15 protein-coding genes are annotated in these 18,624 nt (G+C 72.2%); 3 read left to right on the top strand and 12 right to left on the bottom strand.

Features of this window, described 5'->3' with window-relative positions; translation table 11 throughout:
- Window positions 1-4 precede the first annotated feature (4 nt).
- From AC27IY_RS32285 to AC27IY_RS32245, 9 genes are read right to left on the bottom strand one after another with little or no spacing between them, the layout of a single operon-like run.
- Window positions 5-868: an SDR family oxidoreductase gene (locus AC27IY_RS32285; protein ID WP_487180218.1), complete on the bottom strand. Its 864-nt coding sequence runs from the start codon at window positions 866-868 to the stop codon at window positions 5-7.
- On the bottom strand, window positions 865-1,707 hold the full coding sequence (locus AC27IY_RS32280; protein ID WP_487180217.1) for an enoyl-CoA hydratase: 843 nt from the start codon (window positions 1,705-1,707) through the stop codon (window positions 865-867). Before AC27IY_RS32280 ends, AC27IY_RS32285 begins: the two co-directional genes overlap by 4 nt.
- Window positions 1,704-2,684: an acyl-CoA dehydrogenase family protein gene (locus tag AC27IY_RS32275; RefSeq protein ID WP_487180216.1), complete on the bottom strand. Its 981-nt coding sequence runs from the start codon at window positions 2,682-2,684 to the stop codon at window positions 1,704-1,706. Before AC27IY_RS32275 ends, AC27IY_RS32280 begins: the two co-directional genes overlap by 4 nt.
- A 2-nt stretch (window positions 2,685-2,686) precedes the next feature.
- Complete coding sequence (locus tag AC27IY_RS32270; protein WP_487180215.1) at window positions 2,687-3,820, bottom strand: acyl-CoA dehydrogenase family protein; 1,134 nt, start codon at window positions 3,818-3,820, stop codon at window positions 2,687-2,689.
- A 1-nt stretch (window position 3,821) separates the two neighbouring features.
- Entirely contained in the window at window positions 3,822-4,559 is a 738-nt protein-coding gene (locus tag AC27IY_RS32265; RefSeq protein ID WP_423475814.1) for an enoyl-CoA hydratase family protein, read from the bottom strand.
- 9 nt (window positions 4,560-4,568) lie between these two features.
- A complete protein-coding gene (locus AC27IY_RS32260) occupies window positions 4,569-5,330 on the bottom strand; it encodes an SDR family oxidoreductase (RefSeq protein ID WP_487180214.1) in 762 nt (253 codons plus the stop codon).
- Entirely contained in the window at window positions 5,327-6,397 is a 1,071-nt protein-coding gene (locus AC27IY_RS32255; protein ID WP_487180780.1) for an NAD(P)H-dependent flavin oxidoreductase, read from the bottom strand. Before AC27IY_RS32255 ends, AC27IY_RS32260 begins: the two co-directional genes overlap by 4 nt.
- A gap of 5 nt (window positions 6,398-6,402) precedes the next feature.
- Window positions 6,403-7,143, bottom strand: a complete 741-nt coding sequence (locus AC27IY_RS32250) for a CoA-transferase subunit beta (RefSeq protein WP_487180213.1) — start codon at window positions 7,141-7,143, stop codon at window positions 6,403-6,405.
- On the bottom strand, window positions 7,140-7,967 hold the full coding sequence (locus tag AC27IY_RS32245; protein ID WP_423476338.1) for a CoA transferase subunit A: 828 nt from the start codon (window positions 7,965-7,967) through the stop codon (window positions 7,140-7,142). Before AC27IY_RS32245 ends, AC27IY_RS32250 begins: the two co-directional genes overlap by 4 nt.
- A gap of 207 nt (window positions 7,968-8,174) precedes the next feature.
- On the opposite strand from AC27IY_RS32245, the gene AC27IY_RS32240 reads away from it, so the two are divergent.
- From AC27IY_RS32240 to AC27IY_RS32230, 3 genes are all read left to right on the top strand, one after another.
- Window positions 8,175-9,230, top strand: coding sequence for a MarR family winged helix-turn-helix transcriptional regulator (locus tag AC27IY_RS32240; RefSeq protein WP_423475817.1), 1,056 nt, complete (start codon window positions 8,175-8,177; stop codon window positions 9,228-9,230).
- Window positions 9,231-9,340: 110 nt separating this feature from the next.
- Window positions 9,341-13,522 (top strand): CHAT domain-containing protein, encoded by a 4,182-nt coding sequence (locus AC27IY_RS32235; RefSeq protein WP_487180212.1) that lies wholly within the window; start codon window positions 9,341-9,343, stop codon window positions 13,520-13,522.
- A gap of 5 nt (window positions 13,523-13,527) precedes the next feature.
- On the top strand, window positions 13,528-14,403 hold the full coding sequence (locus tag AC27IY_RS32230; RefSeq protein ID WP_487180211.1) for a macro domain-containing protein: 876 nt from the start codon (window positions 13,528-13,530) through the stop codon (window positions 14,401-14,403).
- Window positions 14,404-14,408: 5 nt separating this feature from the next.
- Here the strand turns inward: AC27IY_RS32230 and AC27IY_RS32225 are convergent, their stop codons facing one another.
- From AC27IY_RS32225 to AC27IY_RS32215, 3 genes are all read right to left on the bottom strand, one after another.
- On the bottom strand, window positions 14,409-15,665 hold the full coding sequence (locus AC27IY_RS32225) for a TIR domain-containing protein (RefSeq protein ID WP_487180210.1): 1,257 nt from the start codon (window positions 15,663-15,665) through the stop codon (window positions 14,409-14,411).
- A 219-nt stretch (window positions 15,666-15,884) separates the two neighbouring features.
- Entirely contained in the window at window positions 15,885-17,042 is a 1,158-nt protein-coding gene (locus AC27IY_RS32220) for an acetyl-CoA C-acetyltransferase (RefSeq protein ID WP_487180209.1), read from the bottom strand.
- On the bottom strand, window positions 17,035-18,555 hold the full coding sequence (locus AC27IY_RS32215) for an FAD-binding protein (protein WP_487180208.1): 1,521 nt from the start codon (window positions 18,553-18,555) through the stop codon (window positions 17,035-17,037). Before AC27IY_RS32215 ends, AC27IY_RS32220 begins: the two co-directional genes overlap by 8 nt.
- Window positions 18,556-18,624 lie beyond the last annotated feature (69 nt).

Raw genomic sequence — 18,624 nt, 5'->3', positions numbered from 1 at the left:
GCCTTCACGCTCCGTAGACGGGTACGGGGACAGGAGCGGCGGCGAGCAGGTCGCGGACGGCGCCGCCGAGCTCGCCGGGCTCCCATCGGCCGTCCCGCGTCACCGCGGGGCCGTGCCGCCAGCCGTCCGCCAGGCTCACCGTCCCGCCCTCGACCTCGAACATGCGGCCGGTCACCTCGCCGGAGTCGGCGCTCGCCAGCCAGACGACCAGCGGCGAGACGTTGGCCGGGTCCATCGCGTCGAAGCCGGAGGCGGGAGCACGCATGCGTCCGGCGAACACCCGTTCCGTCATGGGGGTCCTGGCCGTGGGCGCGATGGCGTTGACGGTGACCCCGTAGCGGGCCAGTTCGGCGGCGGCCACGACGGTCAGGGCGGCGATCCCGGCCTTGGCGGCGGAGTAGTTGGCCTGGCCGACGCTTCCCATCAGGCCCGCGCCCGAGCTGGTGTTGACCACACGGGCCGCCACCGGGGCACCGGCCTTGGCCTGCTCGCGCCAGTGGGCGGCGGCGTGACGCAGCGGCGCGAAGCAGCCCTTGAGGTTGATCCGCACCGCGTCGTCCCACTCCTGCTCGGACATGGTGACGAGCATGCGGTCGCGGTTGACCCCGGCGTTGTTGACCAGCGCGTCAAGACGGCCGAAGTGCGCGACGGCCGTGCCGACCAGCTTCCCCGCCGCGGTGAAGTCGCTCACGTCGCAGGAGTGCGCGATCGCCGTGCCTCCCCGGTCGCGGATCTCGGCGGCGACGGCGCCGGCCGCCGGGCCGAGGTCGTTGACCACGACGTGGGCTCCGGCGGCGGCCAGGGCGAGAGCGTGTGCGCGGCCGAGGCCCTGCCCGGCTCCGGTGACGACGACCACGCGCCCGTTCACCGGGGGCTCCGCATGCTGCGGGCGTCGTGCCCGGCCAGGGAGTCGCCGCCGACCTCGGCGTTGTGCGCGTGCGCGAAGTGGTGCAGGCCGAAGACGGAGTCCATGCCGGTACGCAGTCCCATGAGGTCCTCGGCCTGGTTGACCGCCTTCTTCGTCAGCGCCAGGCCCAGGCGCGGCATGCGCGCGATCCGCTCGGCGAGATCCGTCGTCTCCGCGGCGAGCCGGTCGCGCGGCACGACCCGGTTCACCATGCCCAGCTCCTGGGCGCGGGCCGCGGGCACCCGCTCGCCGAGGAAGAGGAACTCCTTGGCGAAGCGTGGCCCCATCACCCACGGGTGCGCGAAGTACTCCACGCCGGGGATGCCCATGCGCACCACGGGGTCGGCGAAGAACGCGTCGTCGGAGGCGATGATGAGGTCGCACACCCAGGCCAGCATGAGCCCGCCGGCCACGCACGCGCCCTGCACCTGTGCGAGCACCGGTTTGGGCAGCTCCCGCCAGCGGCGGCACATGCCGAGGTAGACCTCCTGCTCGCGGGCGTAGCGGCTCTCGCCGCCGGGCTTGCCGACGTGGTCCCACCACAGTCCGGCGCGGCGCTCGAACGACACGTCCACGTCGCGGCCCGGGGAGCCGATGTCGTGGCCGGCCGAGAAGTGATCGCCCGCGCCGGCCAGGACGACCACCTTGACCTCGTCGTCGGCCGCCGCCCGATAGAAGGCGTCGTCGAGGGCATAGGTCATGGCCGAGTTCTGGGCGTTGCGATATTCCGGGCGGTTCATGGTGACGCGGGCGATGGGCCCGGTGCGCTCGTAGCGCACGACCTCGGATTCCATGGTCATCCCTCGGGTGTGAGTTGCCAGGTCTCGGCCAGCCGGGCGCGATGCCAGCCCGGGTCGCCCCAGGTCGCGGCGAGCGCCCAGGCTCGTTTGGCGTACAGGTGCAGGTCGTACTCGGTGGTGTAGCCGATCGCGCCGTGGCACTGGAGCGCGGTGCGGGCCATCCGCTGGGCGGCGGTCGAGGCGAGGATCTTCGCCATCGAGGTCTGCGGGCCCGCGTCCGCGGCTCCGCTCGCCTGCGCCCAGGCGGCGGCCAGGACGGCGGGCCGGGCGAACGCGATCGCCAGGGCGGCATCGGCCAGGGCGTGCTTGACCGCCTGGAAGCTCCCCACCGGAACGCCGAACTGCCGCCGCTCGCGGACGTGGTCGACGGTGAGGTCGAGCATTGCGGCGGCCAGCCCGACCAGCAGCGCCGACGTGCCGAGCACCCCGCGCCGCCAGGCGATCTCGGGGTCGGCGGGCAGCTCGATGCCGCCGGAGGGCGGCCCGGCGAGCCGGGCGAGCGGGCGGGCGCCGTCCACCGCCTCGACCGGCTCCCAGGCGAAGTCCTCGTACAGGTGCAGCCGGTCGCCGTGGCACAGCAGCACCAGGTCGGCGTGCTGGCCGAAGGGCACCAGCGGCGAGTCGCCGAGCTGCGCGGCGACCAGCGTGTCCCCCGAAAGGACGCCGGGAAGGTGTTCGGGGGCGTGCTCGGCGAGCAGCGGCGCGGCGACGGCCAGTGTCTCCACGGCCGGGACGGGCAGGACGGCGCGGCCGACCTCCTCCAGCAGCGGCGGGAGCGCGTTCTCGTCCAGCCCGATGCCGCCGGCCTGCTCGGCGACGAGCGTGCCGGTGACGCCGAGGCCGGCGAGCTTGCGCCACACGGCGGCGACTTGCTCCGACCAGCCGAGCCTGGCCAGGCCGGGACCGGCTTCCGCGCGTAGCAACGCCGAGGCCGCGTCGTGCAGGGCGGCGTCCGTCTCGGAGATCTCGAACCGCATGCTCACTTCCTCGGCAGGCCGAGCAGCCGCTCGGCCACGATGTTGCGCTGGATCTCGTTGGTGCCGGCGTAGATGGGACCGGCCAGGGCGAACAGGAAGCCGCGGCTCCACGGCCCCATCTCCTGCGACTCCTCGCCGAGCAGGTCCATGGCGGTCTCGTGCAGGCGCACGTCGAGGTCGGACCAGAACAGCTTGTTGAGGCTGGACTCCGCGCCGACGGGCCGGCCGTCGGCGATGTCGGTGACCTGCCGCAGCGTGAACATCTGGTACGCCCACGCGTCGACGGCGGCCTGCACCGCCCGCTCGCGCAGCGACCCGCTCGCGCCGCGTTCACGGGCCAGGGCGAGCAGCCGGTCGGCGGCGTGCAGGAAGCGGCCGGGCGAGCGCAGGGTGAGGCCGCGTTCGGAGCCGGTGGTGGCCATCGCCACCTGCCAGCCGCGTCCGGCCTCGCCGAGCACGTCGGCGTCCGGGACGAAGACGTCGTCGAAGAACACCTCGGCGAAGCCCTCGTCGCCGTCCAGCCGTTCGAAGCCGCGTACGGTCACCCCGTCGGCCTTCAGCGGCACGAGGAAATAGGTGAGCCCGCGGTGCCGTGCGGCGTCCGGGTCGGTGCGGAAGAGGCCGAACAGGTGGGTGCAGAAGGCGCCGCGGGTGGTCCAGGTCTTCTGGCCGGTCAGCCGCCAGCCGCCGCCGGTCTCGTCGCGTACGGCGCGGCTGCTGATCGCGGCCAGGTCGCTGCCCGCGCCGGGCTCCGACCAGCCCTGGCACCACAGGTCCTGGGCGGCGGCCATCCGGGGCAGGATGCGGTCGCGCTGCTCGGGCGTGCCGAACTCGAACACCGTGGGGGCCAGCAGGAAGATGCCGTTCTGGGTGACGCGCTGCGGCGCGCCGGCCCGGTGGTACTCCTCCTCGAAGATCAGCCATTCCCACAGGGACGCGCCGCGCCCGCCGTACTCCGGCGGCCACGACACCACGGCCCAGCGCGCCTCGTACAGCCGGCGCTCCCACTCCAGGTGGGCGGCAAAGCCCTCGCGGGTGTCGCCGGACGGCAGCGGCGCGGCGGGCACGTTGGCCGTCAGCCAGGCGCGGGCCTCGGCGCGGAACGCCTGCTGCTGCGGGGTCCACTCCAGGTCCATGTCAGTCCTGCCCGAAGGTGTTCCTGACCTGGGCGGCGACGCCGGTCAGGTTGAGCTCGTAGGTGTAGCCCTGCTCGTAGCGGTAGCTGCGGCGCACGTCCCACAGGTCGATGCCGTTGAACGCCTCCTTGGCGGCGCGGATGACGGCCGGGTTCTTGGCCGCGATCTCGCCGGCCAGCTCGCGCGCGCGACCGGCGAGCCGGTCGCGTGGCACGACCTCCAGCACCGATCCGAAAGCGTGCAGTTCGGCGGCGGTGGCGGTGGCGGAGGTGTACATCATCGCCCGGGCCTTGTGCTGCGGGACCAGGCGGGACAGGTGCGTGGCCGCGCCGAGGGCGCCCCGGTCCACCTCGGGCAGTCCGAAGGAGGCGTCCTCGCTCGCCACGATCATGTCGGCGTTGCCCACGAGGCCGATCCCGCCGCCGAGGCAGAAGCCGTGCACGGCGGCGATCACGGGGACGGGGCACTCGTACACTGCGGCGAAGGCGGCGAAGCAGCCCCGGTTGGCGCCGACCAGCGTGCCGAACCCGTCGTCGGCCTGGATCTCCTTGATGTCCACGCCGGCGTTGAACCCCCGGCCCTCCGCGCGCAGGACGACGGCCCGCGTGCCGGGGTCCTCCCCCGCGGCGCGCAGTGCGGCGGCCAGGTCGTGCCAGCCGGTGACGGTCAGGGCGTTGACCGGGGGACGGTCCATAACAACCTCGGCGACGCCGTCCGGTCCGATCGTGGTGCTGATCAAAGAGGCTCCTCAGGGATGCTGGCTGGAGACCGACAGCACCTCGCCGGTCATGTAGGACGAGTAGTCGCTGGCCAGGAAGACGATCACGTCGGCCACCTCATCGGGCCGGGCGGCCCGGCCGAACGCCTCGCGGCGGGACAGCTCGTCGAGCAGTTGGGGCGTGGTGACCTTGGCCAGGTGCTCGTGCATGGCGATGCTGGGGGCGACCGCGTTGACGCGGACGCCGGCGTGGGCGACCTCGACGGCGGCGCACCGGGTCAGCGCCATGACGCCGGCCTTGGCGGCGGCGTAGTGCGCCTGCCCGTGCTGGGCCCGCCAGCCGATGACGGAGGCGTTGTTCACCACGACGCCCCGGCCTTGGGGCACCATGTGGCGCAGGGCGGCCCGGGTGCAGCGGAAGGTGCCGGTCAGCGTCACGTCGAGGACGCGGTGCCACTGCTCGTCGGTCATCTCCGTGACGGTGGCGGTGCCGCCGAGCCCGGCGTTGTTGACCGCCACGTCCAGCCTGCCGAAGGTCTCGGTCACGGTGTCGAACAGGTGGCGTACCTGCTCCTCGTCGGTGACGTCGCACGGCACGGCCAGCGGCGGCAGGTCGCTGACGGCGCCCAGCTTCTCGGCGGCCTCGGCCAGGCGGCGCTCGTGCCGGTCGCTGATCGCCACCCGTGCGCCCTCCTCGGCGCAGCGGCGGGCGGTGGCGAAGCCGATGCCCGTTCCGGCGGCCGCGGTGACCAGCACCGTCCGCCCGGCGAGCAGCCCGTGGGAGGCGCTCATGCGCTCACCTCGGCCGGGGCCAGGGCACGCAGCACCTCGTCGGCCTGCCGCACCACGCGGTCGATCAGTTCGGCGCAGCTCGGCAGGTCGTCGAGCACGCCCGCCACCTGCCCGCTGGCCAGGGTGCCCGCGTCGACGCGCCCTTCGACCAGGCCGGCCCGCAGCATCATCGGCGTGTTGGCCGCCATGAGCACCTGCCGCCAGGTCAGCTCCCTGCCGCGGCGCATGGCCAGCCCTTCCCGTACGAGGTCGCGCCACCGGGTCCCGGACACGCGCCGGAAGGCGACGGCGTTGGCCAGCGAGCGCAGCAGCCAGGTGAGCCGGCCCGCCTCGGCGAGCCTGCGCACCTGCTCGGTCCGCAGCACCCGCTGCGGCACTCCGTCCAGGGCGTCGGTGACCACGATGTCGGCCACCGTGCGGCGCAGGTACTCCTGCTTGACCTGTTCGGGGACGGTGCTGTCGCTGGTGAGCAGGAAGCGGGTGCCCATCGCCACGCCCGCGCACCCGTACGCCAGTGCCGCCACCAGCCCGCGTCCGTCGTGGAAGCCGCCCGCCGCCAGCACCGGCACGTCCACGGCGTCCACCACCTGGGGCAGCAGGATGGAGGTGGCGACCGGGCCGGTGTGCCCGCCGCCTTCGCCGCCCTGCGCGATGACGGCGTCGGCGCCGAGCGCGGCCACCTTCTCGGCGTGCCGCCGCGCGCCGACCGAGCACACGACGACGAGGCCGGCGTCGTGCAGTTCCTCGATCAGCCGCCGCGGCGGGGCCATGGCGAACGACGCCACCCGCACGCCGCCGTCGATCAGCAGGCGGATGCGCTCGGCCGCGTCCGGCGCGTCCCCGCGCAGGTTGACGCCGAAAGGCGCGCCGGTCAGCTCCTTCGTGCGCGCGATCGCCGAGGCGGTCTCCTCGGCGGTGAGCGTGGCGGTCGCCAGGATGCCGAGGCCGCCCGCGTCGGCGGTGGCGGCGGTCAGTGCCGGCCCGGACACCCAGCCCATCCCGGTCTGCACGATCGGGTAGCGCACGCCGAACAGCGCGCAGGCCGGCGTGGTGAGCGCGGGGTGCAGGCCGCTCACGCGGGGACTTCCCGCTCGCGCAGGCCGCGCGGGTCGATGTCACGGATGAGGCGGAGTTCCTCGTCGGTGGGGACGCGCGTGCGTGGCACCTCGCCGGGCACGTCGAGCTCGAACCCGGTGGCCGCGATCACGTCCGCCACCTCGACCCCGGGGTGTACCGACACCAGGCGCATCGCCCGCTCCTCGCCGCCGAAGTCCAGCACGGCCAGGTCGGTCACGACCCGGCGCAGGTGGACGGCAGTTCCGGCCCTGGCGGCGCTGTCGTGGCCGACGCCGCTGACCAGGTCCACGCGCGGCACCAGGCGGCGGCGGTCGTGCCGGGCGATCCAGTAGCTCGTCGGGTGGTTGATCGTGTTGCCGGGGGCGCCTCGCACGCCGATGAGCTGGCGCCGGGGCCGTTCGTGGGGGCCGATGCAGGAGATGTTGGCGTTGCCGTACCGGTCGAGCTGGCTGGGGCCCATCATCACGTGCCGCCGCCCCGACCACACCAGGTCGAACACGGCCTGGTACGGGATCCAGCCCTCCACCACCTCCGGCGGCTCGCCGAGTGGCCAGGTGCCGGCGCCGAAGTACGCCTCGCCGTCCGACAGCAGCAGGTCCGGCTCGAAGGTGGCCCTGGCCAGCCGCGCGCCGATCGTCGGGATCGTCCCCATGGGGCTGGCCACGATCTCGCCGTCGCCGCGCCAGGCTTCGGCGCACGCCACGACGCACACCTCGGCGCGGGTGCAGCCGCTCATGCGACCGCCTCCTGGTAGTCGCGCTCGCCGCCCGACAGGTACCGGGCGGTGAAGGCGGCCCATTCATCCGGATCGGCGGCCGCGCCGGCGTACTCGCGCTGGAACGCCTCGTCGCGCCCGTAGTCGGGGGCGCAGGAGGTGAAGTGGGCGCCGTTCGGCGCCTCCACCACTCCGGCGGTCATCCAGCGGTGGATGCGCAGCCGGGTGACGTCGCCCTCGTCGGCCAGCCGGCCGTCCGGGACGATGCGCTCGCAGGAGACGTAGGCGCGCTCGGCCGCGGTGCAGAACAGGTCGTCGAAGTAGAGGTCCGGGCCGAGGAAGCACGCGTTGCCGGCGGCGTCGGCGCGGTTGAGATGGACCAGCGCGGCGTCCAGGCGCAGAGCGGGCACGGCGAGCAGTTCCTCGCCGTCGGCGTAGGGAGAGGTGACGGTGCGCAGCTCCGGGTTGATGCGGGGCACGTCGGAGCCGAGCCCGGCCCGGGTGGGCAGGAACGGCAGCCGGGTGCTCGCGGCGTACAGCGCGAGCCGCAGCATGCCCTCGTCGTACTCGGTCACCTCGACCGTCCCGGCCTCGCGGGCGGCCCGGAAGTGGGGTTCCAGGGGGATGGAGTCCAGCGATACGAAGCCGTACACCAGCCGCTCGACCTTGCCCGCCGCGCAGAGCAGCCCGACGTCGGGCCCGCCGAACGACACCACGGTCAGGTCGGTCAGGTCGGAGCGCAGGATCGCCCGTACCAGGGACATGGGTTTGCGGCGCGAGCCCCAGCCGCCAATTCCGATGGTCATCCCCGAGCGCAGTTCGGCGACGACGTCGTCCTCGGTCATCCGCTTGTCAGCCACGCCCGCAGGATCACGTGATCCGCCGCACGCCACCAGGGGCCGATCCCACTCATCGGGACCGCGCCGGGAAAGTTGACCGGGCACCGCTATCTTTACGAGGGGCAGCGCCCTCGGCCCCGGCCGACGGCGACTTCACCCGCCGCAAACAACCTGATGACATGCAGGTAATCATCGAAAGCTATGCTGATGGCCATGACCCCGGTGACGAAGGAGCCAGCCGCGGCGGACGTTGCCGGGATCATCCGGTTCGTCAACCTCATCGCCGCGAGCGGACGCAGTCCCCGCACCACCCGCCGGCTGCAGACGGTCGTCCAGGCCAACGTCACCATCACCGACACGCGAGCCCTGGTGCGGCTGATGCCCGACCGGGAGATCACCGTGGGCCAGGCCGCGACCGTCATGGACGTGGACCTGTCGCGCGCCAGCCGCCAGCTCGCCCGCCTGCAGGAGCTGGGGCTCGTCGCACGGACCGCCGACCCCGGCGACCGGCGCAGCAGCCGGATCACCATCACCGACGGAGGACGCGCGCTGCTGCATGCCTGGTGGGCCGTCTGGGTGAACGACTACCTCGTCGCCGTCGAGGACTGGCCGACCGGCGACATCGCCCGGCTGGGCGAGCTGATCGAGCGCCTGCACCGGGCGATGGCGCTGGACGACCTCGGCCCCGTCATCGATCTTCCTGCGGGCTGTGTGGAGCGCGCGGCCCCGCACGCCGACCCCGCCAGGCGCGCCGTCCTGGAACGCTTCGCGCCGGTCGTGGTCTCCTTCGTGGAGTGGACGGGCCTGACCGCCGACCCCGCGGTGAACAGCCTGCGCCTGGCCCAGCTCGCGAGGTGCCCGGTGGCGATGCGCAGCCTGATCGCCCTGCGGGTGGTGGCGCGGCACGGCCCGCTGACCGTCTCCGAGCTGGGCGACCGGCTCGAGATCGACTCCTCTCGTGCCAGCAAGTACGCCACCGAACTGGCCGACAAGGCGCTCCTGGTGCGGGCGGTGGACAATCTCGACCGGCGCAGCAGCCGGTTGCGGGCCACCCGCAAGGGGGCCGAGCTGATCCGCCGGATCGACGCCCTGCAGCACGAGAAGGTGTGCGAGGCGGTGGCCGCCTGGCCGCCCGCCGACGTCACCGGCTGCTCGTCGCTGCTGGAGCGGTACGCCGACGACCTGGCGAGCGGCCACGTGGACGCGCGGGGCTGGGCGGTGCCACCCGCCAGAACCTGGCCCGCGAAGACCGGCGTCTCGACGTCGTGAGAGCACAGCGTTGATCTGCGACAGCAGGCAGATCATCGAGTCGCCCTGCGAGGCCGTGGGCCCGCGTATTCACGATGGCGGGCCGGCCGCCGGTTTGACATCGTTGAGTGGTGACCGACGCTCCGGCTCTCGACGCGGTGATCGACGCGCTCAAGCTGCGGATCGACCGATTTGACAGTGACGACGAGGCTGCGGTGCTGGACGGCGAGGGCAGCGCGTTGCTCACCCGCGCCTGGGAACTGTGCGAACAATCCGAGCTGTCCGCCTACACGGCGCTGGTACTCGCCCATTTCCACTGGCGCCGGCACCAGGCCTTGCCCGAAGGCGGTGACGGGTCCGATTGGGCTTACGCGATGGAGTTGTTCAGCGCTCTCCGGCGAGCAGTCCCGGAGGAGGTGCCTGCGCCCATCAGCGACTTTCTCGCGACTCACGAGGACGCGCGAGGCACGGCCTACAACTACTGCGGAGCTCAGCTCTTCGACGAGTTCGAACGCACGGGCGCTCCCGCGGCGCTCGACAACGCCGTCGACATGTTCGCCAAGGCCGTCGCCGCGGGCCCCGCCGACCGGCCTGGACAGCGGCAGTACCTGTCCAACCTGGCGGGCGCATGCCTGGCCCGGTTCGGGATCGCCGGCGACCGGGGAGACCTGGACGTCGCCATCGAGCTCGGCTTCCAGGCCGCCGGGCTGGACGGCGGCGACGAAGAGATCCGTGCGGCGACTCTGGGCAATCTCGCGACCGCTTTACGGACGCGTTACGAGCACGCCGGCGACCTCGGCGACCTGGACGCGGCCGTCGGACTACTGCGGGACACCTTCGCCGTACTGCCGTCCGGGCACCCGCACGTCAACACGTACCTGGCGAGCCTGTCCACGCTGCTGCGGACGCGTTTCGCGGCTACCCAGGTGAGGGCGGATCTCGACGAAGCCCTCGACGCGGCTCAGCGGGCCGTCGAGTCGCTACCGTCCGGCGACCCCGACCGGCCGACCTGCCTGAGCAGCCTCGCCGTTTGCGCTCTCACCCGATATCAGCGTTACCGCGCTGCCTCTGACCTCGACACCGCGATCGACGCCGGTGCCGCGGCCGTGCGGGAGACGCCGGTCGGTCAGCCTGACAGGCTCGGCTACCTGACCAACTTCAGCATCGCCCTGCGCGAGCGGTACCTGATGACTGACTCGCTCGACGATCTCGACTCCGCGGTGGGCGCGGCCCGTGAGGCCGTGTCCGGAGCGCCGCCGCGCGCCGCCGTCCGGCCGGCCCTGCTGTCGAATCTCGCTTTGCAGTTGCGCACCCGTGCCTCGCGCACCGGCGGCGTCGCTGACATGGATGCGGCAGTGTCGGCGGCAGGTGAAGCGGTGACCGCGACGACGGGCGGCCCGAGTTGGCCGACCATGCTCGGCAACTACGCGGCGGCTCTGCTGGTCCGCTTCGAGACGACCGGCGACCCGGCCGACCTGGACGCCGCCGTCCAGGCCGCCGACACGGCGGCCGAGGCGGTGCCCACCGGTCATCCCGAGCGCGCGGCGCGGTCGTCCGACCTGAGTTCGACACTCCTGACGAGGTATACGAGCCGCGGCGACCGCGCCGACCTCGACGCGGCCGTCGCGGACGCTCGTGATGCCGTGGCGTTGGCCCGGCCGGATCATCCTCAGCTCGGGCGTTACTTGTCGAACCTGGCCTACGCACTGCGGCTGCGGGCCGATGCCTACGATGATCTCGCCGACCTGGACGCCGCCGTACAGGCCGGTGAGGAAGCCGTCGCGCGGCTGCCGGTCGGACATCCCGAGCGGGCCGGCTATCTGGTCAACCTCGCCTCCGCGTCGGCGAGCCGGTTCGAGCGCACCGGCCACTGGACCGACCTCGATCGTGCGGTCGAACGCTCGAGGGAGGCGGTGGAGCAGACGTCCGACGGCCACGCCGACCTGCCAGGCCGGTGGAACAACCTCGCCTTGATCCTGCGTGTGCGGTTCGAACGCTCCGGCCGGCTCGCCGACGCCGACGAGGCCGTGATGCTCGGCCGCCGTGTGCTGGCGACAGTGCCACCCGAGCATGCCGAGCGTTGCCGTTACCTGACCAACCTTGCCGCCACCCTGCACGTGCGATACCGCCAGACCCACGACCTGACCGATCTCGACGAGGCGGTCGAGGCAGCCAGGGAAGCGGTGGCGGCCCTGCCTCCAACGCATCCTGAGCGTGGCGGCTACCTGTCCAATCTCGGCAACGCGCTGCGCGTCCGGTTCGACGAGCGCAATGATGTGCACGACCTGGCCGCCGCCAGGGAGGCCACGCAACTGGCCGTAGCGGTGACGCCCCGCGGTGCCGACCGCGCGAAGTACCTGTCCAACCTCTCCGCGGTCCTGCTCAGCACGGTCGAGCATGACCCCGGGAGAAGCGACGCTCTTGTCGCCGCGATCGAGGCGGCCGAGGAGGCCGTCGAGATCACCGCCTCGATCGAGCAGTCGGATCGTGGCCGTTACCTGGCCAACCTCGGCAACGCCCTCATCACCCGCGGCAGCTCGGCGGATCTGGCACGTGCGGCCACGGTGACGGCCGAGGCGGTCCGCTCGTCACCACCGGATCATCCCGATCACGCCGCATTCCTGTTCACGGCCGGACACGCCCTGCACGCCGCCGATCCGTCGGGCCGAGTGCCAGAGGCATGGCGCGCCGCCGCTCGCAGCCGGACCGGAGCGACAGAGGTAAGGCTGCGAGCGGCATGGGCGTGGGGCACCGCGGCTGCGACCGCGAACGACGCGGCCGACGCGGCCGACGCCTTCGCCACCGCGGTGTCGCTGCTGCCGGTTCTGGCTTGGCGGGGTCTTGACCAGGCTGTTCGCGAGGAGCACCTGTGGCGGTGGGCCGGCCTCGCCAGTGACGCCTGCGCCTGGGCGCTGCGTGCGGGCGAGCCCCGGCGTGCGGTGGAGCTGCTGGAACAGGGCCGATCGATCACTTGGCAACAGATCGTCCAGACCCACGCGGACCTGACCGCCGCCCGGGCGGCCGCACCCGAGCTTGCGGCCCGGCTGGACGAATTGCGGGAAGCGCTGGACGCGCCGGCGTCGGTGACCGGGCATGACGACGTCCTACCGGTCCTCGACCGTGAGCGGGACGCGCAGGTACGGCGTCGGCTGGCCGAGGAATGGGACGACGTCGTCGAGAGCATCCGTGGTGTGGCAGGCCTGGAGACGTTTCTGACCGCAGTGCCTTATGAGAAGCTCGCCGCCGAGGCGGCACACGGTCCCATCGTCTTCGTCAACCTCAGCCGGTACGGCTGCTGTGCCATCGCGCTGACCGGGAGCGAACCAGTGGTGATCGACCTGCCCGCCCTCACCCGCGCGTCAGCTGTGGATCGGGCCAACCTGCTGCTGCAGACTCGGCTCACCGCGGAGAAGGAACGGACGTTCGCAAACGCACGCGCCGCCCACCGCGCGCTGGTCGATGTCCTGGCCTGGTTGTACGACACCATCGCCGCACCGGTCCTGGCCGCGCTCGCACCCGTCCTGGAAGGTGCCGACGGGGACCGTCGACCGCCGCGTGTCTGGTGGTGCCCGACGGGGCCGCTCACCATGCTGCCGTTGCACGCTGCGGGGCACTATTCCGGTGCAGCTGCTGACACGCTGCTGAATCGGGTCGTGTCTTCCTATCTGCCGACGATCAGCGCGTTACATCGCGCCCGCACCGCCGGCGCCGCCGGACCGCCTGCCCGTGCCCTGGTGGTCGCCCCGTCCACGACCTACGACGATCTCCGGCCCTTGCCGTTCGCGGCACGGGAAGCAGGCAAGGTCCGGCAGCACCTACCGGACGGCGAGGACTTGTCCGAAGCAGCGGCGACCGCGGACACGGTGCTCACCGAGCTCTCCCGTCACAGCTGGGTGCACCTGAGCTGTCACGGCCGGCAACACCCCACCGATCCCGCCGGCAGCGCGCTGTACCTCCACGACCGCCCGCTGACCGTGGCGGAGATCGCCGGACATCGGTTCGCGGGCGGGCAACTGGCGTACCTGTCGGCATGCGAGACCTTCACCGGCGGAGTGCGCGTCCTCGACGAAGCGATGCACCTGTCGGCCGCCTTTCAGGTGGCCGGTTTCCGGCATGTGATCGCGACCCTGTGGACGATCATCGATGAGCGGTCCATGGCGATCGCCGATGACGTCTACGCCTCGCTCACGGAGGACGGCACGGCGAACCCCACCAAGGCCGCCCGAGCCCTGCACGCCGCAGTCATGCGGCTTCGTGCCCAATACCCGCACGCGCCCTTACTGTGGGCGCCGTACGTGCACAGCGGGCCGTGACAGACATGCTGCGACCGACCTACGCGTTCCGGCTGGTCTTCGGCACTCGCCGCGGCCTGCGCTCCTTCACCGCCAACTTCCTCGCCGCTGCCGGCCTGTTCTCTGCCGTGGTGCAGTTCGTCGGCCAGTTGTACTTCCACACGACGTTTCCGGCACCCGTCACAGTAACGGTCATCACCCTGTTGAGCTGCACGATCTGGGCGATCGCCCGTGCCTACCCGCGGTCACGGCTGGAGCGCGAGTTCCACAACCCTGGCATGACGGTGTGCGTCGAGGTCGGTGATCTCTTGGAGCAGGAAACGCACCTCGTGATCGGCTTCACCGACACCTTCGACACCTCCGTCACCGAGGACCGGATCATCAACCATACGGCGCTGCAGGGCCAGTTCCTGCAGCGGTGCTACGACGGTGACCAGCGCCGCCTGGACCGGGAACTGGCTCAGGCCCTCGCCCGGCACACGCCGATCGGCGTGGAGGAACGAGGAAGCAAACGGCTGGGCAAGCTGACCCGCTATCCGGTGGGTACGGTGGCCGTTCTCGGTACACCCCAGCGGCACGTCTTCGGGGTCGCCTACAGCCGGATGGGCAATGATCTGGTGCCTCGCTCCAGCGTGGACGAACTGTGGCGGAGCCTGACGAATCTCTGGGAGGCCGTGTACGAGCACGGCCAGCGCCAGCCGCTGTCGATGGCCATCGTCGGTTCGGGCGCGGCTCGGATCGATCAGCTGGACCGTGACGCGCTCCTGAAGCTGATCCTCATGTCGTTCCTCGCTCACGCTCGTGAGCTCCCGATCTGCAAGGACCTGCGTGTCATCATTCACCCTGGTGATGTGCACGCACTTGACCTGCTTGAGCTCGCCGCCTTCCTCCGTTCGCTGTGACCCTGTCATACGGCCGGTCCACCGGCCGTGCCCGGAGGTCTGCGGGCGTAGGTCGTGAGGCCCTCGAACCGCGACGCCCGCCCCCATTCGCTGCCGGAATCGTCGACCTCGCAACCGGCGGTCCTCAGTCGCTGGACAAGCTTCCTGAGCGCAGTCGCGCTTCCGTCGAAGTCGACGTAGTTGAGGCCACCCAGGTCGGCCATCGGCCGGATGTCACCGACCTTGAGCACGATGGTGTGCTGACGGAACGCGAACAGCGCCGCGCCGAGCTCCATCAGGACGTTCGGCCGTGGCTGGCACCGCGGCGACAGCTCATGCCAGTCCTCGCGAGGCAGGTGCAGGTCAGGGTGCAGAGCCACCACGTCGTCCGGGGTCAGCAGGGCCACGATGGCCTGTGCCCGGGTGAAACCGTTGTGAATGACATCGCTGAGGACTGGCGAGGGCCCGTGGCCGGCATCGGCGACGAGCGGCTCCCACTCCATGACGCGCAGCCCCAGCAGGCTCAGCAACTCCCGCATGTGGCCGGCGAACTCGTCGTCACGGCCATGGATGAGGAACACGCGCCGCATGTGGTCAGAGCCGGCGTCACGAGCACGACGGGCGGGCATCTCGGCTACCGGCAGGGGCACTGTGCGCTGCACCGGCTCGGCGCCAGGAGTGAGGCCCATCTCGTCCTCTGGAGCCAGCCGGCAAGCCGCTGTGAACCGGACGGTCACCTCGCGTTCGCCGCTCGGCACCTCCAGCACCAGCCACGCCGTGTGCGAACCCACGGGCACGCCGGCTCCGGTGGTCGCTATGTGCCGCCAGCGCAGCGCTCGCCTGCCGATGCCGAAGGCCACAATCGTCGGGGTGAGCCCCCCGATCGGGATCTCGAGCTGCGGACTCTCCGCTGAGGCCGGACTGTTCCGCACGACGAACTGCAGGTGCGACGTGAGCGTCAGGATCTGGCTGTCCTGTTCACGCAAGACCGAGCGGGGCGCTGCGTCAAGCACGTACGCACCGCTGCCGCAGAACTCGAATCCGACCTCCGCCCAGCGTGGGCCGGGAACCTCGGGCGCCAGCTCCAGGTCGAACGTCACCCGGACGAGGTACGCGTCGGTCGCGTACCGCGGCGACGACAGGGCGTGAACCTGCCAGGTGCCGAAACGTACCGCGCCGATGCCGATCTCGTCACCGTGACCGGACGATCTGGTCGTGCCGTCGGTGAGGAACATGCGCACCTCGGCCAACGGCGCCTCGCTCACTGGCTGGGAAGAGTCCACGACCGTCCCTTCGACGAATGGCCGCCTCGGACGCATACGCCTCTGGACCTGCCGGGGGCGCACAGGTCTCAGCCAGTGTCGCAGCCGACCGCCGTGGTGTTCCAGCGCCATGGCCCATCGCCGTGCCCGGCCTCACGCCCCAGCCCATGGAACTGTCACTCCCACGGACGCCCTCGGGAAGTGGTTGCGGGAAACGGAGCGGCGGCCGCCGCGATCCCCTCAGCTCCGAGCGAGCCGTTCGATGATCGTGACGTTGGCCTGGCCGCCGCCCTCGCACATCGTCTGCAGCCCGTACCGGCCGCCGGTGCGTTCCAGCTCGTGCAGGAGCGTGGTCATCAGCCGCGCGCCGGTCGCCCCGAGCGGATGGCCCAGCGCGATCGCGCCGCCGTTGACGTTGACCTTGCCGAGGTCGGCCCCGGTCTCGCGCTGCCAGGCCAGCACCACGGAGGCGAACGCCTCGTTGATCTCGACGAGGTGGATGTCGTCCAGGCTCATCCCGGTGCGCGCGAGCGCGTGCGCGGTGGCGGGGATCGGCGCGGTGAGCATGAAGACCGGGTCGGCGCCACGCGCCGACAGGTGGTGGACACGCGCCCGCGGCGTCAGTCCGTGCTCGGCCACCGCCCGTTCGGAGGCGACGAGCAGCGCGGCCGCGCCGTCGGAGATCTGGCTGGACACGGCGGCGGTGATCAGGCCGCCCTCGCGGACCGGCGGCAGTGAGCGGATCTTGGCGAGGTCGGGAGGACGCGGTCCTTCGTCGGCCGTGACCCCGTCGATCGGGACGATCTCGCGGTCGAAGCGGCCCTCGTCACGTGCGCGCAGGGCTCGTTCGTGCGAGGCGATCGCGTAGGTCTCCATGTCCTGCCGCGAGATGCCCCACTTGCCGGCGATCAGCTCGGCGGCGCGGATCTGGTTGATCTCCTGGTCGCCGTAGCGGGCGCGCCAGCCCGCCGAGCCGGAGAACGGGTCGGAGAAGCCCAGCGGCGCCGCGAGCGTCATCGCCGAGCTGATCGGGATCGCGCTCATGTTCTGCACCCCGCCCGCGACGACGAGGTCCGCGGTGCCGCTCAGCACGGCCTGCGCGGCGAAGTGCACGGCCTGCTGGGAGGATCCGCACTGCCGGTCGACGGTGACCCCGGGCACCTCCTCGGGCAGCCCGGCGGCCAGCCAGCAGGTGCGGGCGACGTCGCCGGCCTGCGGGCCGACCGTGTCGACGCAGCCGAACACCACGTCGTCCACGGCGGCGGGATCGATCCCGGTCCGGTCGATCAATGCCCGCAGCACGTGGGCGCCGAGGTCGGCGGGGTGGACGCCGGCCAGAGCTCCGTTGCGCCGTCCCACCGGGGTCCGGACGGCCTCGACCAGGTAAGCCTCAGGCATGAGCGCCTTCTCCTGACAGGTGGCGGGCGGCCAGGAAGCCGAAGACCATGGCGGTGCCGATCGGGGCGCCCGGCCCGGGGTAGACCTTGCCGGTGGCGTTGGCGATGGTGTTGCCCGTGGCGTACAGGCCCGGGATCGGCTCGCCGGCCTCGTCCAGCACCCGCGCGGAGGTGTCGGTGACCAGCCCGCCCTTCGTGCCGAGGTCGCCGAGACCGATGCGGACGGCGTGGAACGGCCCGTGCTCGACCGGCACCAGGCAGGGGTTCGGCCCGTCGCCCTGGCCGAAGAACAGGTCCCACTCGTCCTCGCCCCGGTGGAAGTCGGCGTCGGTCCCTGAGGCGGCGAAGGAGTTGAAGCGCGTGACGGTCCCGGGGAGCTCGGGCATGCCGAGCCGGTCGGCCAGGGCTTCGACGGTGTCGGCCGTGTGCCAGAGGCCGGCCGCGCGGAACTCGTCGGGGTCGGGTTCGACCTCCAGGATGCAGGGCGGCGTCTTGAACCGGTCGTCGAAGATCCAGTAGAGCGGGCGCGGCGGGTCCACGTCGAGGATGCTCTGGCCCAGCCGGGTGTACGGCAGGGACTCGTTGGCGAAGCGGCGTCCGGCCGCATCGGTGAACAGGCCGCCGCGAATGCCGACGGCGAAGGCCGACGACCCGCCGGGATACAGCAGGTTGGGCGCCCACCAGGCGTTCTCCAGCCGTGCGACGGCGGCGCCGGCCCGCATGCCGGCGAGGATGGCGTCGCCGGTGTGCGTGGCGGGCGCGTTCGTCCAGACCTCCTCCAGCCCCTGCCACTGACGGCGCAGCTCGGCGTCGGCCTCGAAACCGCCGGCGGCCAGCAGCACGCCGCGCTCGGCGCGAACACGTAGCCGGCCGCCGTCGGCCTCGACGCCGGTGACGCGACCGTCCTCCACGACGAGCTCGTCGAAGGGCGTGCGGGCGCGGAGCGTCACGCTCTCCAGGCTCGACACGGCCAGCAGCAGCCTGCCGACGAGCGCTTGGCCGCCTTCCAGCCGCGTGCGGTCGACGGCGCGGCCGAAGCGGTGGGCGGCCATCGACGGCTGTAACCGGTCGAGCAGGCTCCCCAGCTCGGCGCCGGCGAGCGGCTCGGGGAAGATCCCGCGTCCGCCTTTGACCCGGCCGGGCACGTCGTAGTAGTCGGGGAAGGCGCCGTAGCGGAACCGCAGCGCCGGATGTCGCGTCAGGAACTCCACCACGCGCCCGGCGTTGGCGACGTAGGCGCGCTGCATGGCCTCCGGAGCCGTGTCGCCGACCACGGCGCGCACGTACTCCAGCGCCCGCTCGGGGGTGTCCTCCGTGGTCGCCTTCGCCGTGATCGGATTGCCCGGCAGCCACAGGCAGGCCCCGGAGTAGGCGGTCATGCCGCCGAAGTACTCGGACTTCTCCAGCACCAGCGTGCGCAGCGCGGCGCTGCCGGCCGTACAGGCCGCGGTCAGCCCGCCTCCGCCGGAGCCGATCACGATGACGTCGTAAGTCTCATCCCAGCCTGTGCCCACGCTCGGCCTCCTCGATGACCAGACGGCTGCGGCAGACGGTAACCATCGCGCGGGGTCGTCGGCAGGGGC

It is taken from the genome of Nonomuraea sp. B208 (assembly GCF_057536035.1).
The sequence above is the reverse complement of the archived record's forward strand: the minus strand, read 5'-3'. Positions and strand labels throughout refer to the sequence as shown.

Bases quoted from the DNA above. Each gene is read 5' to 3' on its own strand.
- AC27IY_RS32250 (WP_487180213.1), bottom strand. From the start codon at position 7,143: ATGAGCGGCTGCACCCGCGCCGAGGTGTGCGTCGTGGCGTGCGCCGAA.
- AC27IY_RS32260 (WP_487180214.1), bottom strand. From the start codon at position 5,330: ATGAGCGCCTCCCACGGGCTGCTCGCCGGGCGGACGGTGCTGGTCACC.
- AC27IY_RS32230 (WP_487180211.1), top strand. From the start codon at position 13,528: ATGCTGCGACCGACCTACGCGTTCCGGCTGGTCTTCGGCACTCGCCGC.
- AC27IY_RS32220 (WP_487180209.1), bottom strand. From the start codon at position 17,042: ATGCCTGAGGCTTACCTGGTCGAGGCCGTCCGGACCCCGGTGGGACGG.
- AC27IY_RS32245 (WP_423476338.1), bottom strand. From the start codon at position 7,967: ATGACCGAGGACGACGTCGTCGCCGAACTGCGCTCGGGGATGACCATC.
- AC27IY_RS32275 (WP_487180216.1), bottom strand. From the start codon at position 2,684: ATGCGGTTCGAGATCTCCGAGACGGACGCCGCCCTGCACGACGCGGCC.
- AC27IY_RS32270 (WP_487180215.1), bottom strand. From the start codon at position 3,820: ATGGACCTGGAGTGGACCCCGCAGCAGCAGGCGTTCCGCGCCGAGGCC.
- AC27IY_RS32240 (WP_423475817.1), top strand. From the start codon at position 8,175: ATGACCCCGGTGACGAAGGAGCCAGCCGCGGCGGACGTTGCCGGGATC.
- AC27IY_RS32280 (WP_487180217.1), bottom strand. From the start codon at position 1,707: ATGACCATGGAATCCGAGGTCGTGCGCTACGAGCGCACCGGGCCCATC.